This window comes from Rhizomicrobium sp. (genome assembly GCF_056722145.1).
In genome coordinates this window covers 1-12694 of the sequence record NZ_JBWZET010000108.1, presented here as the reverse complement: position 1 = coordinate 12694, position 12694 = coordinate 1, and the positions used below count along the sequence as shown (strand labels likewise).

General features: G+C 63.1%; 15 protein-coding genes, 1 tRNA gene and 1 pseudogene. 4 read left to right on the top strand and 13 right to left on the bottom strand.

All coding sequences use genetic code 11. From position 1 onward, the window contains the following. The 3 genes from clpX to AC1P6P_RS05975 all read right to left on the bottom strand — a co-directional run. Window positions 1–908 (bottom strand): ATP-dependent Clp protease ATP-binding subunit ClpX (clpX, locus tag AC1P6P_RS05985; RefSeq protein ID WP_481401524.1); only part of this gene is annotated, 908 nt, incomplete at its 3' end. 187 nt (window positions 909–1095) lie between these two features. Then, entirely contained in the window at window positions 1096–1725 is a 630-nt protein-coding gene (locus AC1P6P_RS05980; protein WP_481401523.1) for an ATP-dependent Clp protease proteolytic subunit, read from the bottom strand. Between the two features lie 168 nt (window positions 1726–1893). Next, window positions 1894–2184: an addiction module antidote protein gene (locus tag AC1P6P_RS05975; RefSeq protein WP_481401522.1), complete on the bottom strand. Its 291-nt coding sequence runs from the start codon at window positions 2182–2184 to the stop codon at window positions 1894–1896. A gap of 189 nt (window positions 2185–2373) precedes the next feature. Between AC1P6P_RS05975 and AC1P6P_RS05970 the strand changes: the two genes are divergently transcribed. The 3 genes from AC1P6P_RS05970 to AC1P6P_RS05960 all read left to right on the top strand — a co-directional run bounded on the left by AC1P6P_RS05970 (window position 2374) and on the right by AC1P6P_RS05960 (window position 4051). After that, a complete protein-coding gene (locus AC1P6P_RS05970) occupies window positions 2374–2619 on the top strand; it encodes a type II toxin-antitoxin system Phd/YefM family antitoxin (protein ID WP_481401521.1) in 246 nt (81 codons plus the stop codon). Beyond that, entirely contained in the window at window positions 2619–3020 is a 402-nt protein-coding gene (locus AC1P6P_RS05965) for a type II toxin-antitoxin system VapC family toxin (RefSeq protein ID WP_481401520.1), read from the top strand. Before AC1P6P_RS05970 ends, AC1P6P_RS05965 begins: the two co-directional genes overlap by 1 nt. A gap of 74 nt (window positions 3021–3094) precedes the next feature. After that, window positions 3095–4051, top strand: a complete 957-nt coding sequence (locus AC1P6P_RS05960; protein ID WP_481401519.1) for a class I SAM-dependent methyltransferase — start codon at window positions 3095–3097, stop codon at window positions 4049–4051. Here AC1P6P_RS05960 and AC1P6P_RS05955 read toward each other — a convergent pair. The 3 genes from AC1P6P_RS05955 to AC1P6P_RS05945 are packed head-to-tail and all read right to left on the bottom strand — an operon-like array spanning window position 4032 to window position 6233. Next, complete coding sequence (locus tag AC1P6P_RS05955) at window positions 4032–5339, bottom strand: hypothetical protein (protein WP_481401518.1); 1308 nt, start codon at window positions 5337–5339, stop codon at window positions 4032–4034. The genes AC1P6P_RS05960 and AC1P6P_RS05955 overlap by 20 nt on opposite strands. Then, window positions 5332–5565: a helix-turn-helix domain-containing protein gene (locus AC1P6P_RS05950; RefSeq protein ID WP_481401517.1), complete on the bottom strand. Its 234-nt coding sequence runs from the start codon at window positions 5563–5565 to the stop codon at window positions 5332–5334. The genes AC1P6P_RS05955 and AC1P6P_RS05950 overlap by 8 nt, the downstream gene beginning before the upstream one ends. A 2-nt stretch (window positions 5566–5567) precedes the next feature. Then, window positions 5568–6233: a DUF2975 domain-containing protein gene (locus tag AC1P6P_RS05945; RefSeq protein ID WP_481401516.1), complete on the bottom strand. Its 666-nt coding sequence runs from the start codon at window positions 6231–6233 to the stop codon at window positions 5568–5570. A 196-nt stretch (window positions 6234–6429) separates the two neighbouring features. On the opposite strand from AC1P6P_RS05945, the gene AC1P6P_RS05940 reads away from it, so the two are divergent. Then, complete coding sequence (locus tag AC1P6P_RS05940; RefSeq protein ID WP_481401515.1) at window positions 6430–7416, top strand: aldo/keto reductase; 987 nt, start codon at window positions 6430–6432, stop codon at window positions 7414–7416. Between the two features lie 61 nt (window positions 7417–7477). Here the strand turns inward: AC1P6P_RS05940 and AC1P6P_RS05935 are convergent, their stop codons facing one another. The 7 genes and pseudogenes from AC1P6P_RS05935 to AC1P6P_RS05905 all read right to left on the bottom strand — a co-directional run. After that, entirely contained in the window at window positions 7478–7831 is a 354-nt protein-coding gene (locus tag AC1P6P_RS05935) for a UrcA family protein (protein WP_481401514.1), read from the bottom strand. Between the two features lie 860 nt (window positions 7832–8691). After that, a complete protein-coding gene (tig, locus tag AC1P6P_RS05930; protein WP_481401513.1) occupies window positions 8692–10062 on the bottom strand; it encodes a trigger factor in 1371 nt (456 codons plus the stop codon). A gap of 129 nt (window positions 10063–10191) precedes the next feature. Continuing rightward, window positions 10192–10276: transfer RNA gene (locus tag AC1P6P_RS05925), tRNA-Leu, on the bottom strand. Between the two features lie 136 nt (window positions 10277–10412). After that, window positions 10413–11027: a bactofilin family protein gene (locus AC1P6P_RS05920; protein ID WP_481401512.1), complete on the bottom strand. Its 615-nt coding sequence runs from the start codon at window positions 11025–11027 to the stop codon at window positions 10413–10415. 76 nt (window positions 11028–11103) lie between these two features. Further along, complete coding sequence (locus AC1P6P_RS05915; protein WP_481401511.1) at window positions 11104–11601, bottom strand: N-acetyltransferase family protein; 498 nt, start codon at window positions 11599–11601, stop codon at window positions 11104–11106. Next, window positions 11602–11955, bottom strand: a pseudogene (locus AC1P6P_RS05910) (endonuclease domain-containing protein). A gap of 108 nt (window positions 11956–12063) precedes the next feature. Then, window positions 12064–12694 (bottom strand): NUDIX hydrolase (locus AC1P6P_RS05905; RefSeq protein WP_481401510.1); only part of this gene is annotated, 631 nt, incomplete at its 5' end.

Below are 12694 nucleotides of genomic sequence, written 5' to 3'. Positions count from 1 at the left end.
CCGATGAATTCCGGGATCAGGCCGAACTTGAGCAGGTCTTCCGGCTCGACTTCGCGCAGGATTTCGCCGGTAGAGCGTTCGTCAGGAGCGCGCACGACGGCACCGAAGCCCATCGACGAGCCCGTGGTCCGCTGCGAGATGATCTTGTCGAGGCCGGCAAACGCGCCGCCGCAAATGAACAGGATGTTCGAGGTGTCGACCTGGAGGAATTCCTGCTGCGGATGCTTGCGCCCGCCCTGCGGCGGCACGGAGGCAATGGTGCCTTCCATGATCTTCAGCAAAGCCTGCTGCACGCCTTCGCCCGACACGTCGCGGGTGATCGACGGATTGTCGGACTTGCGGCTGATCTTGTCGATTTCGTCGATATAGACGATGCCGCGCTGCGCCCGCTCGACGTTGTAGTCGGCGTTCTGCAACAGCTTGAGGATGATGTTCTCGACGTCTTCGCCGACATAACCGGCTTCGGTCAGGGTGGTGGCGTCGGCCATCGTGAACGGCACGTCGAGGATGCGGGCCAGGGTCTGGGCCAGCAAGGTCTTGCCGCAGCCGGTGGGGCCGAGCAGGAGGATGTTCGACTTGGCCAGCTCGACGTCGGAATTCTTGCCGCCGGAGTTGATGCGCTTGTAGTGGTTATGGACCGCCACCGACAGCACCTTCTTGGCGTGCTGCTGGCCGACCACGTAGTCGTCGAGGACCTTGAAGATCTCGGCCGGCGTGGGCACGCCCTCGCGGCTCTTCATGAAGGAGGTCTTGTTCTCCTCCCGAATGATCTCCATGCAGAGTTCGACGCATTCATCGCAGATGAACACCGTCGGGCCCGCGATCAGCTTGCGGACCTCGTGTTGGCTCTTACCGCAGAACGAGCAGTAGAGGGTGTTCTTGGACTCACCGCCGGAGGATTTACTCATTCAATATCCCGGATCTTCCGACCCGCCCTTTATGACCAGCAAGACAGCTGCCTTCCCTGCACTGCCTTGCACAACCCGCGCCAACCCAAATCGGCTCAGCCTAGCTACATTCGACCACGTTAGAGCCAAGCGGATCAAGATTTGTTTAAGCCGCTATCATCCTGACTATTTGGGCGAAATTGCGAAGTTAGGAATTTTCCGTAGCTTCGGGCCGCTTGCTCAGGACCTGGTCGAGCAGGCCGAAAGCCTTGGCCTCTTCCGCGGTCATATAGGTATCCCGATCCAGAGCCTTTTCAATGGCTTCCACCGATTGTCCAGTGTGACCGGCGTAGATCTCGTTGAGCCTGCGTTTCAATTTGACAATTTCCTGGGCATGCCGGGCGATGTCGGCGGCCTGTCCGTAATAGGCAGCGGAAGGCTGGTGCACCAGGATACGGGAGTTCGGCAGACAGAAACGCTGACCTTTTTCACCGGCGCAAAGCAAGAGCGACGCTGCGGAAGCGGCCTGTCCCACACAGAGAGTCTGGATGGCGGGGCGGACGTACTGCATCGTGTCATAAATGGCCAATCCGGCCGTGACGACGCCGCCCGGCGAATTGATGTACATCGCGATCTCTTTTTTGGGGTTTTCGGCCTCCAAAAAGAGCAGCTGTGCCGTAATGAGGCTGGCGCCGTAATCTTCCACCGGGCCGGTGACGAAGATGATGCGCTCCTTCAGCAAGCGGGAGTAGATGTCGTAGGCGCGCTCGCCCCGGCTGGTCTGCTCGACCACCATCGGCACCAGGGTATTCATGTAAACGTCGTGCGGATCTCTCATGGCGGCTCCTGATTCGGAGAGGGAGTTGAGTAGCCTAATGGCGATGTGTCAACGGGAAGTATCCGCCCCTGCGGCGGGGTGACTCGGGGCTCTAATATGGAAACTCCCGTCCACTTTACCACTGCCGCAGCGCGACCAAATCCTCAGCCGGTCTCTTTGGAAATCCCACTATTCGCCCGGCGCGACGATTGCCAGCTTCACGCCCAGGGCCCTGAGCACGGCTTGCACCGTCTCGAACCGCGGATGCGACCCACTTTGCAGGGCCTTGTATAGGCTCTCGCGGCCGAGGCCGGCATCCTTGGCGATCTCAGCCATGCCTTTTGCCTTCGCCACGTCGCCAAGCGCCGCAAGGAATACGTCCGGGTTGGGGTCTTCCGCCGCCGCGGTCAGGTATTCGGCGATGACATCGTCGTTGTCGAGATAGTCGGAGGCGTCAAACAGCTTGAAGTCCTTGTTCATTGTTTTCGCTCCCTCAACTCCGCAGCCATTCGTTTCGCGCGAATGATGTCCGCCGTCTGACTGGATTTATCGCCACCGACCAGCAGGAATGGATACACCCCCAACAAGTTCAATCTCGCCCCATCCACCGAGCATTGACAACCCGGCCAGGTTGAACAATTATGACCGGTCAAAATAACTGGTCAAACCATGCGCGAAGTGCAATCCTCTGAAGCCAAGGCCAAATTCGCCGAGTATCTCGACGCTGTAGAACGCGGGGAGACCATTGTGGTGAAGCGGCATGGCAAGGCCATCGCTCACATCGTGCCCGCCCCCGCGGCCGATCGGGAGCGCGTGCGTCAGGCGCTCGACGCGATCACGGCGCTGCGCCAGACGACCGGGCGCATGCCCCTCAAGGAGCTACTGGCCGCGCGCCATGAAGGGCACAATCGCTGATGTTCGTCGTCGATGCGTCGGTCGGAGCGAGTTGGGCCTTTCCCGACGAAGAGGAACCGACCGCGGTGGCCGCGTTTCGCGCGCTCGCCAGCCAGACGGCCGTGGCTCCCACCCTGTTTTGGTACGAGCTTCGCAACGTCTTGCTGGTCGGCGAGCGCCGCGGGCGGATCACGCCGTCACAGATTGCGCGATTTCTGAAGCAGATGGCCGAGCTGCCGATCGAATTGGATCGTGATCCTGACGAAACGGCCGTGCTGGCGCTGGCCCGCACCCACAAGCTGTCCGTCTACGACACTGCCTACCTGGAACTGGCCCAACGCAAGGCGCTGCCGCTTGCCAGCCTCGATGCGGCGCTGGTCAAGGCGGCCCATGCCGAACATGTGGCCGTGCTGACCGGCTGACCACTTCAGCCTCCGTTTACCGCGCTGGCGTAAGTTCGCGGGTTCGCCGGCCACTGCTGGCCGAAAGGATCCTTATGCGGTCGGCCTCTTCGATTGCTTTGCCGGTGTTCGAGAAGCTGCGCGAATACCTGTCGCTGTTCGTCATGCGGATGGGGCAGGAGACCGGCGCGGCGTTCTTCGCTCCGTTCGATGCGCTTTATGCCGAGGCCGACGCGCTGACCCGCGCCCATTGTGGCAAACCGCTGAAAAACTGCCGGGTGCTCGAAATCGGCTACGGCACGCGGCCTTTGCGGATGCTGTGGTTCTTCCATCACGGCATCGACGTCACCGGCATCGACCTCGATTTTCCGCTGCTGTGGTTCTCGCCCGCCCGCCTCGTCCGCATGGCCCGCACCAATGGCTTCGAGCGGGCGCTGAAATCGGCCGTGCGCTATCTCGTGCTCGACCGCCGCCAATATGGGGCGATGCGGGACGAACTCGTCAGCCGCGCCGTGATGAAACCGGATGTGCCATTCTGGGACAATTTCGCCGCCCGCCTGACGGTGCAGAACGGCGCCGATCCCGCCTTCTGGGCCGCCGCCGGCAAATTCGACTTCGTTTATTCGGTGGATGTCTTCGAGCACATCCCCAAGCCCGAGGTTGACGCGATCGTCAAGGCGATGGCCGGGGCGCTAGCCCCGAACGGCGTCGCCTTGATCCGCCCCGACCTTTTCACCGGTATCAGCGGCAGCCACCGCCCCGAATGGTACAAGGAGCGCCTCGGCGAAAAATTCGAGCGCCAGGCCGAACCGTGGGACCACCTGTGCGCCAATCGTTATCCGGCCAATTCCTATCTCAACCAGATGCGGCTCCGCGATTACGAGGAAATCTTCGGCAAATACCTTCGCATCGCCACGAAGAAGCCGATCGACTACGGCCTCGGGCGCGAATACCTCACCGGGGATATCCGCGCCCAACTGGCCGACTACAGCGAGGAAGAACTCCTCACCAACAATGTCGATTACGTGCTGACTAATCCTTCTTCACGGTGAAGCTGCCCGCGTTGCCGCCCGGGATCAGTTTCCAGCCCGGCGCCAGATCGAGCGTCCAGCCGTCGCCCTTCAGGTGTGCGCCCGCGGTCTCGGTCGGCGCCGTGACGAACACCTTCTGCCAGTCGGGCGACATCAGCGTGCCGGCGTCATTGGTCAGCTTGCCCCAGTCGTCGCTGACTTGCATGGTCGGATAGACGGTCCCCGCCTCGCCCATTGGCACCAGCTCGCGCGGATCGAATCTGACGCGGAAATGTTCGCCGAGATTGGGCAGCAACAGCACCGGCCCATCGATCAGCTTGGCGCGGAAGACAGCCTTCGCGGCATCGGCTTCGGCGGCGCGCTCGGTTTCGACTTTGCGCAGATCCGCTTCGCCATAAAGCTTCGCACGCGCCACGGCATCGACCGGAGCCGCTTTCGGCAGCGCGGCGGCGAGCAGCACCGAGAGATCAGCCTTGTCGGTCAGGCCGACACGCCAGTTGGGCGCCAGGGCATCGAGCAACAGGCCGTAGGCCGGGCCCGAGGTGTAGGGAAACGAGCGCACCCAGGTCTTTTCACCCGCCGTGAGCAGCTTCTGCGCCGCATTCCAGCGCGCCGAAGCGGGATCGGATGCGGCGACCCGCACGCCCGTGTATTCGGCCAGACCCTCGTTGATCTCCATCACGCGCTCGCTCTCGCCGGTGCCGGCGAACAGGCTGGCGCGATGAGCCCGGAACGCCAGCGCGTCGCGGATCGCAGTTTCGCGCGCCTTGCCGGTGGAGGTCAGCGCCACTGCCAGCGCCCGCCATTCGAGCTGCAGCCACAGCCGCCCTTCCAGCGTGTCGAGATGGGCGTTGGTCGAGTCGTTCATCAAGAGATGCAGGCCGGGCTGGATACGATGGAACATCTCGTGCGCCAGCAGACGCGGCCGGCCGACGTCATCGCCCCAGATCGGCCAGTTCAGCATAGTCCACCGCTTGCCTTGCCATTCGAGGGCGGTATTGGCCGGGAGCATGTCCTGTGGCATCGCCCCGACCCAGACTCCGCCCTCGGGCTTCAACAGGCCCGCCGCGTCCGGCTGGTTGGCGATGATCTTGTGCGCATCGCTGTCGATGAACAGCATCGGCCCATACAGCGTCTGGCCCCAGGTGACGCCGCCATCCTTGTCCGACACCGCCTTGGCTTCGGCAAACATCGCTTTGGCGGTCTCGGGCGTCAGCGGGTTGCCTGCGTGGGCGGCGCCCGTCAGAACCGCGGCGACACAGAAGCCCACCGCGGCGTGCGCCATCTGGCGCCAAAAGACATTACGCATTGTCGTCGTCTCCTTCGGGCTCTCCCGGCACCCACTCGATGATTTCGCCCGGCTGGCAGTTCAGCGCCCGGCACAGGGCATCGAGGGTGGAAAAGCGGATCGCCCGCGCTTTGTTGTTTTTCAGGATCGAGAGATTGGCCAGGGTGATGCCGATCTGGTCGGCCAGTTCGGTCAGACTGATCTTCCGTTCGAACATCACCCGGTCGAGATTGAGTTTGATCGCCATGGTCAGATCGTCAGGTCGGCGTCGTTCTTGAGCGCGAGCCCCTGGCGGAAGACTTCCGACAGTGCCAGCACCAAGAGGCCGGTGAAGAAGTACGGGCTGCCGCCCTCGCCGAAACTGATGCTCACGTTGCCCGGCTGCGGCAGGCGGAACGCGGCGCCGGAGACTTCGAACGTGGCGTGGTGCGACAGGAAGTCGAACATCGCATATTCGAAACAGCCCTGCGCCACCGCCGAAACCAGCGAATAGACCAGCAGCGAGAAGCCGATCAGCTGCACCAGCCGCACGTTCTGGCGCGTGAAGCTTTCGCCGCGACCGACATTGGCGAACAGCCGGCGCATCAGGCCGAACAGCAGCATGAAATAGACGACGGCGAGCAGCGCCACCGGCAGACCCTTGTGCTTGGCGATTTCCAAGAGGCCACGAGCGTCATCGACGCGCACCATGACGCCGCCTTTGGCGAGCGCCGCGGCAAATTGCGAGTGGTGCAGCACGAAGCTGCCCGGCTGGCCCAGCACCTCGACGTTGACCGGCCCCATCGCGGCATCGCGCGGCAGCTGCGGATCGACGACCATAACCACGACGATCGCGACGGCCGCCGCCAGCATCAGCGCGGCAAAGCCAGTGAAAAACCATTTCAAAACCTTCGAAAGCCAGCGAGTGTTGGCCATACCTGTTCCCCTTCTACGATCGCCGCGGGTCGATCCCTTATCGAAACACGATGCGATAACCTCGTTTATCAATATATATTTATCGATAAACAACAAGGAGAACATATTCCCACCACGGTTCCCAATTGGGTGGGTAGCGCCCGGCTCGACCCGAGTGTTACCCCCCCGGGGCGATAACCGGAATCGGGAGATGTCCATGCGTGAAAAGTCATTTGGGAAAGTGCCGGCCGTGATCAGCGAGATCGGCTTCGGCGCCTGGCAGATCGGCTCGGCGTGGGGCGATGTCAGCGAGGAAGACGGCCGCGCCGCCCTCAATGCCGCGCTCGATGCCGGGATCACCTTCGTCGACACCGCCGACGTCTATGGCGACGGCCGTTCCGAAACGATCATCCGCGAGGTGCTGAAGGCGCGCAAAGGCGTCCGCCCGTTCGTCGCCAGCAAGGCCGGCCGCCGGCTTAATCCGCATACGGTGGAAGGCTACAACAGGAAGAACCTGGAAGTCTTCATCGACCGCTCGCTGAAGAACCTCGGCGTCGAAACGCTCCAACTCGTCCAGCTCCACTGTCCGCCGACCGAAGCGCTCTACCGTCCCGAGCTGTTCGCGACGATGGACGACCTCGTCAAGGCGGGAAAAATCGGAGCCTATGGCGTCAGCGTCGAGAAGGTCGAAGAGGCGCTGAAGGCGATCGAGTATCCCAACGTCGCCTCGATCCAGATCATCTACAACATCTTCCGCCAGCGCCCGGCCGACCTGTTCTTCAAGGAGGCGGCGAAGAAGAACGTGGCGGTGATCGCGCGGGTGCCGCTGGCGAGCGGCCTGCTCACCGGCAAGATCACGGCGGATTCAAAATTTGCCGCCGACGACCATCGCAATTTCAACCGCCACGGCGAAGCCTTCGATGTCGGCGAGACCTTTGCCGGCGTGCCGTTCGCGGTCGGCCTGCAGGCGGTGGAGGAATTGAAGCCGCTGGTTCCGGCTGGCGCCACGCTGGCTCAGTTCGCGCTGCGCTGGATCCTGATGGACCCGGCGGTGACGGTGGTGATCCCCGGCGCCCGCAATGCGGCGCAGGCCAAAGCGAATGCCGAAGCGGCGGCGCTGCCCGCGCTCTCCACGGCCACGATGGCGGCGGTGCGCGAAATCTATGAGCGCCTCATCGCGCCGCATGTGCATCAGCGCTGGTAGGGTTGGCTGGAATCTGAAAAGGGCGCCCACGGCCAACGCTGAGGGCGCCCTCTTCTCGCACTCAGCGCTGGGTGGCGACCTGCACCAACGCCGGTGCCCCGATCGCCTGCACCGCCGTCTGGGTGGCGCGCGCCTGGCAGGCGGAGAATTCCTTGCTGCGATCGGCGTTCATGATCTGGCCGTTGCGCTCGCCGCAGACCGCGCGCGATGCCATCTGGATGCGGTCGAGCAAAGCCGCCGCGCCCTGGCCCGAGGCGATGTCGAGGTCGGCAAACGCCACCCGGACGGCCTTGATCTGGTAGCCGCCCGACGCCATCGGCGCCATGCCGGACACAACGACGGAATGATCTTGGGCCAGGGCCGGAACGCACAAGGCAGCGGTGAAAAAGGCGGCGACAAGCGAAAAGCGTTTCATGGGTTGGGTTCCTTCTGTGATGTCCACGCCCAACCAGATGGTCATTTGCGAAGTACTTTACAATGTGAAGTACTTCACTATTTTCCGCCCCGCCCTGCGCGCAATGCCGCAGGGTTTTGGAACGTTATTGCGCCAAAACGTTCCTCTCCCGCGCAGTCGCGCCCTCCAAGCCGCGCTAGAGCAACGAACATTCAGACGAGATCACGTCGTTCATCTTTCCTCCCCCGCGCCGACAGATCCTTTCACGCCGCACCGCCGGCAAAAAAGCGGGGGAGGTGGCGCTGAAAGCGACGGAGGGGGGACCGATCCGGCGCTAAAATATTCCCCCCTCCGGCCCTGATGGGCCACCTCCCCCGCTGTTTCGGCGGCGTGCCACCGTCATGATTTGAGCATCGCGGGGGAGGAAAGAATGATCTCGCTTGAACGTCCGATGCTCTAGGTGCCAAAAAAGCGGTGGAGGTGTCGCCACTTAGCGCTCGGACGTTCGGCCGGAATCCCCTGATCGTCCCAGGCCTCTCGGTGTCATGGCCCGCCACTGCGGGCCGTCCAGGTGTCATCTGGCACAACCCCGAAGATCGCGACAGATTTGACCTGGGTCGCCCGCATTTGCGGGCGATGACAATGTTGGGGTGGCGATCTCACATCAAAGTCCGCCACTTAGGCGAGGGAAAGAAATTTCTCAGACCGCGCCCTCCGACCTGACGGCCACCTCCCCCGCTCTTTCCACAACGTGCCACTCGCCGGATTGGAATCTGCGAGGAAAAAACGGTTTTGCACCACAAAGAAAAAGGCGCCGCCGTTTCCGGCCGCGCCCTTCCAACTCTCATCCTGAGGGGCGCGAAGCGCCGTCTCGAAGGACGCTATTCGCTCTTCTCGCCCTTGAGCTTGTCCATCGCCTCGTCGGGATCGAGGAACAGCGTGGCGCGGTCGACCTTGGTTTCGCGGATCTGGGCGAGTTCGGCGATGAAGTCGACCACCTTGTCCTCGAAGATAGGGGCGCGGATTTCGGCCTGGGCCTGGGCGTTGCGGGCGTAGAACTCGAACACCTGCTGCTCCTGGCCGGGGAACTGGCGGGCGCGCACGGCGATGGCGCGCTGGACTTCGTCCGGCGACACCGTCAGGCCGTTCTGCTCGCCGATACGGGCCAAGACGAGGCCGAGGCGGACGCGGCGTTCGGCGATCTCGTGATATTCCTTCTTGAGATCTTCCTCGGACTTGCCTTCGTCCTCGGCCGACTTGCCTTCGCGCTTCAGCTCGGTTTCGACCTGGCGCCAGATGCCGTTGAACTCGCCTTCGACCATGGTCGGCGGCAGCGAGAACGAATGCTGGGTGTCGAGGGCGTCGAGGATGCGGCGCTTGAGGTGCAGGCGGCTGGCCTGGGCGTAGTCGCGCTTGAGCTGCTCGCGGACGCGCTCCTTGAGCGTGCCGAGCGAGTCGAGGCCGAGCGTCTGGGCCAGGCTGTCGTCGATCTTGAGCTCGTCGGGCTGCTTGACGTCCTTCACGGTGACCGCGAAGACGGCGTCCTTGCCGGCCAGCGCGGCTTCCGGATAATCGGCCGGGAACGTCACCTTGACGTCGCGGGTCTCATCCTTCTTGGCGCCGATGAGCTGGTCTTCGAAGCCGGGGATGAGCTGGCCCGAGCCGAGCGTCAGGTTGAAGCCTTCGGCCTTGCCGCCCTGGAATTCTTCGCCGTCGACGGTGCCGACAAAATCGATCAGCACGGCATCGCCCGACTGGGCATCTTCGCCCTCTTCGCGCGAGGAATAGGTGCGCGACTGTTCGGCGATGCGCTTAAGCGATTCGTCGATGTCCTCGTCGGCGACGTCGGCGACCAGCTTCTCGACATCGAGCTTGGCGACGTCGGCGAGTTCGAAATCGGGCATCAGATCAACGATGACGTTGAACTCGAGATCGGCCTTGCCATCGACCACGGCCTGCAGATCGCCGACCGGTTCGGGGCGTGGCGGGAATGCGACCTTCAGCGAATTGTCGGTGACCGCCTTCTGGACGCCTTCGTTGACGACCGTTTCGACGATTTCGCCCATCATCGACTTGCCGAAGGTCTTCTTCAGGTAGGAGACGGGCGCTTTGCCAGGGCGGAAACCCTTGAGGTTCAGCTTCGGCTTCACTTCTTCGATCTTGCCGATGAGGCGGCTGTCCAGATCGGACGCGGCCACCACCACCTTATATTCGCGGCGCAGGCCTTCGGAGACGGTCTCGGTAATCTGCATTTGTTTTCTTCCCAAACTTTCTATCTCGACACGTCCCGGCTTGCCGAGCCATAGCGTGCGGGGGAGCATGTCCGCCTTCGCCACCGGGCTACGGCGCGACAGCCTTCGCTTGCTCCCGCGCGCTAAGGCTGGTGCGGGCGGAGGGATTTGAACCCACAAGCCTTGCGGCGCTCGGACCTAAACCGAGTGCGTCTGCCAGTTCCGCCACGCCCGCGCACGGGCCTTACCCCTGGAACGATCCGACGAACCGTCCAGCGGAAGGGCGCCGCTATAGCAGGGGATTTCGGGCGCCGCTAGGGCCGTTCGCCGCCTCAAGGGCATGCGCGACAACAACTTCCGGGGATTAACCGTCATTCGGCCGGAGCCGGACCGGCGCCGACGGCCGGGCGCGGTACCGGGCGGGCCGCCTGGACCGCCGGCGCAACCGGCTGAGTCCCCGGCTTGGCCGGCTCGACCGGTTTGGCCACGGGCTTCTTGTCGAACGGCAGGATGCGGCCGTCGATTTCGCCGCCGCGCTCGATCTCGAGCTGGCCATAGCTGAAGGTCCCGCGGATGCGCCCTTGCTTGCGCAGGAACAGCCGCCCGCGCACATGCAACGCGCCTTCGAACGAGCCTTCGATTTCGGCGTCGTCGATATCGGCGGTGCCGAGGAACGAGCCGCCCGGGCACAGCACCAATTGGCGCGCCTTGGCGATACCCTCGTAGACGCCCTCCACCCGCATCAAATCGCAGCCGGCGATCTCGCCCTTCAGGCGGATATTGGCGCCGATATAAAGGTGGGCGGCATCGTCGGCCGGCGGCGGTTTGGGCTTGTCGGAGAAGTTTAGCGGCCGTTTGACCGGAGCCGTGGCAGGCTTGAAGCCTTCCGGCATCGGCGGCACATCATCAAGCTGCTCGGCGATCGGCTCTGAGGTTTTGGCGCGCTCGGGTGGCTGGCCGCCCGGGGATTTCGACGATCCGAACATGACCCTCTCCTTACCCGCCCCCTTATTGCGAGTACGTCTTATATACATCGTAAACGAGGGTCTGAACAGGCGGCCGTCAGAGGGTTTTTTCGTACCAGGCGACATCCCAGAAGCGGTCGAACTTGCGCCCCACCTGGTGGAAGCCGCCGACGTGCACGAACCCCATCTTGATATGCAGCGCGACCGAGGGATCGTTGGGGACGGTCAAGCAGCCGTAAGCGCGATGGACGTCTTCGCGCCCCAGTGCCTCGAACAACGTCGCGTAAAGCTGGCGTCCGAGGCCGCGGCGGTGGGCGCCGTCCTTCACGTAGATGCTGGTTTCCACCGACGTATCGTAAGCCGCCTTCTCGCGCAGCTGGCCCGAGCACGCCCATCCGATCGCCTCGCCGTCCGCCACCGCGACGAAACACTGATACCGCCCCGTCGGCGCGAAACTGTCGAGCCATTCCTGCCGCTGCGCCAGCGTCTTGGGCTCGAGATCGAAGGTGACCGCCGTGGTGGCGATATAGTGGTTATAAATCGCCAGCAACGCCGGCAGATCGGCCTGGGCGACACGGCGGATGAGAATGGACATTCAATTACCTCCCCCTTGTGGGGAGGTCGACGCGGAGCGTCGGGTGGGGGGCCGACGTTGAAGCACACTCCGCAGGATCGACGCTGTCACGCCATCAAGGTCACGAACAACTTCTTCATTCGGAAAGCGCAAAACGCAATAGCCTTCTGCCGCGATCGCGGAATCGCGAACAGCATCGTAGGCCCCCTGATGGTCGGTGCCATGTTGGCTTCCGTCCAGTTCGATCACCACCTTCTACCCGTGTTCGGCGAAATCGGCAAAGTACTGACGGATGCAAACCTGCCGGCGGAAATGAAAGCCGTTCCGGTTGGCCTCACGCAACTTCCACCATAACAATCGCTCGGCATCGGGCATTTCGCTGCGAAGCACCCTCGCCCTATCCCTCGCCTTCAGATTGCGTGGATGCATCGCCCCCCACCCGAAGCGCTGTGCGCTTCGACCTCCCCACAAGGGGAGGTATTATCAATCCCAATCCGCGGCCATTGCCGGATTGAGGAAGTGTTCGTACATGCGCTGGATGTGCCAGGGGCTGGTGCGGTCCCACGACAGCTCCGGCAGCGCGTCGAGGGCGAACCATTGCGGATCGCCGGTTTCCAGCGCCGACTTTTCGCAGGTGCCCACCACCTCGCAGAGGAAAAACAGCTTGTAGATGTGGAACGGATACGGGCTGGTGCCGCCGCGCTTGTCGCGATCGTAGACGCCACACAATTTGGTGACCTTCACCACCAGTCCGGCCTCTTCCTCGACTTCGCGCACACAGCTTCCGCTGGGACCTTCGTTGGGATCGGAAAAGCCGCCGGGAAAGGTCCACTTGCCGCCGTCGTTGAGTTCGCTGACCAGCAGAACTTCGCCCTTGCCGTCGCCGTTGCGGCGGTAAATGCAGCCGCGCACATCGACCTTGGGGGTGCAATAGCCCGACTGTTCGGCAAACGCGCCCTTGACCAGTTCGAGCGGCTCGCCCGAGCCTTCCACCATCATGCGTGCCGCCAGATCGGCGAGGTGCTCGTAGCGGTCCTTCTCGTATTTGTTGGCGGCATAGGACAGCCCGGTCTGCGCCGCGGCCTGCAATTCGCGGGCGTACTTCAACCAATTC

Bases quoted from the DNA above. Each gene is read 5' to 3' on its own strand.
- AC1P6P_RS05955 (WP_481401518.1), bottom strand. From the start codon at position 5,339: ATGCGTAATGTCTTTTGGCGCCAGATGGCGCACGCCGCGGTGGGCTTC.
- AC1P6P_RS05915 (WP_481401511.1), bottom strand. From the start codon at position 11,601: ATGTCCATTCTCATCCGCCGTGTCGCCCAGGCCGATCTGCCGGCGTTG.
- AC1P6P_RS05940 (WP_481401515.1), top strand. From the start codon at position 6,430: ATGCGTGAAAAGTCATTTGGGAAAGTGCCGGCCGTGATCAGCGAGATC.
- AC1P6P_RS05960 (WP_481401519.1), top strand. From the start codon at position 3,095: ATGCGGTCGGCCTCTTCGATTGCTTTGCCGGTGTTCGAGAAGCTGCGC.
- AC1P6P_RS05920 (WP_481401512.1), bottom strand. From the start codon at position 11,027: ATGTTCGGATCGTCGAAATCCCCGGGCGGCCAGCCACCCGAGCGCGCC.
- AC1P6P_RS05945 (WP_481401516.1), bottom strand. From the start codon at position 6,233: ATGGCCAACACTCGCTGGCTTTCGAAGGTTTTGAAATGGTTTTTCACT.
- AC1P6P_RS05975 (WP_481401522.1), bottom strand. From the start codon at position 2,184: ATGAACAAGGACTTCAAGCTGTTTGACGCCTCCGACTATCTCGACAAC.
- AC1P6P_RS05980 (WP_481401523.1), bottom strand. From the start codon at position 1,725: ATGAGAGATCCGCACGACGTTTACATGAATACCCTGGTGCCGATGGTG.
- AC1P6P_RS05970 (WP_481401521.1), top strand. From the start codon at position 2,374: ATGCGCGAAGTGCAATCCTCTGAAGCCAAGGCCAAATTCGCCGAGTAT.
- AC1P6P_RS05950 (WP_481401517.1), bottom strand. From the start codon at position 5,565: ATGGCGATCAAACTCAATCTCGACCGGGTGATGTTCGAACGGAAGATC.
- AC1P6P_RS05935 (WP_481401514.1), bottom strand. From the start codon at position 7,831: ATGAAACGCTTTTCGCTTGTCGCCGCCTTTTTCACCGCTGCCTTGTGC.
- AC1P6P_RS05965 (WP_481401520.1), top strand. From the start codon at position 2,619: ATGTTCGTCGTCGATGCGTCGGTCGGAGCGAGTTGGGCCTTTCCCGAC.
- tig (WP_481401513.1), bottom strand. From the start codon at position 10,062: ATGCAGATTACCGAGACCGTCTCCGAAGGCCTGCGCCGCGAATATAAG.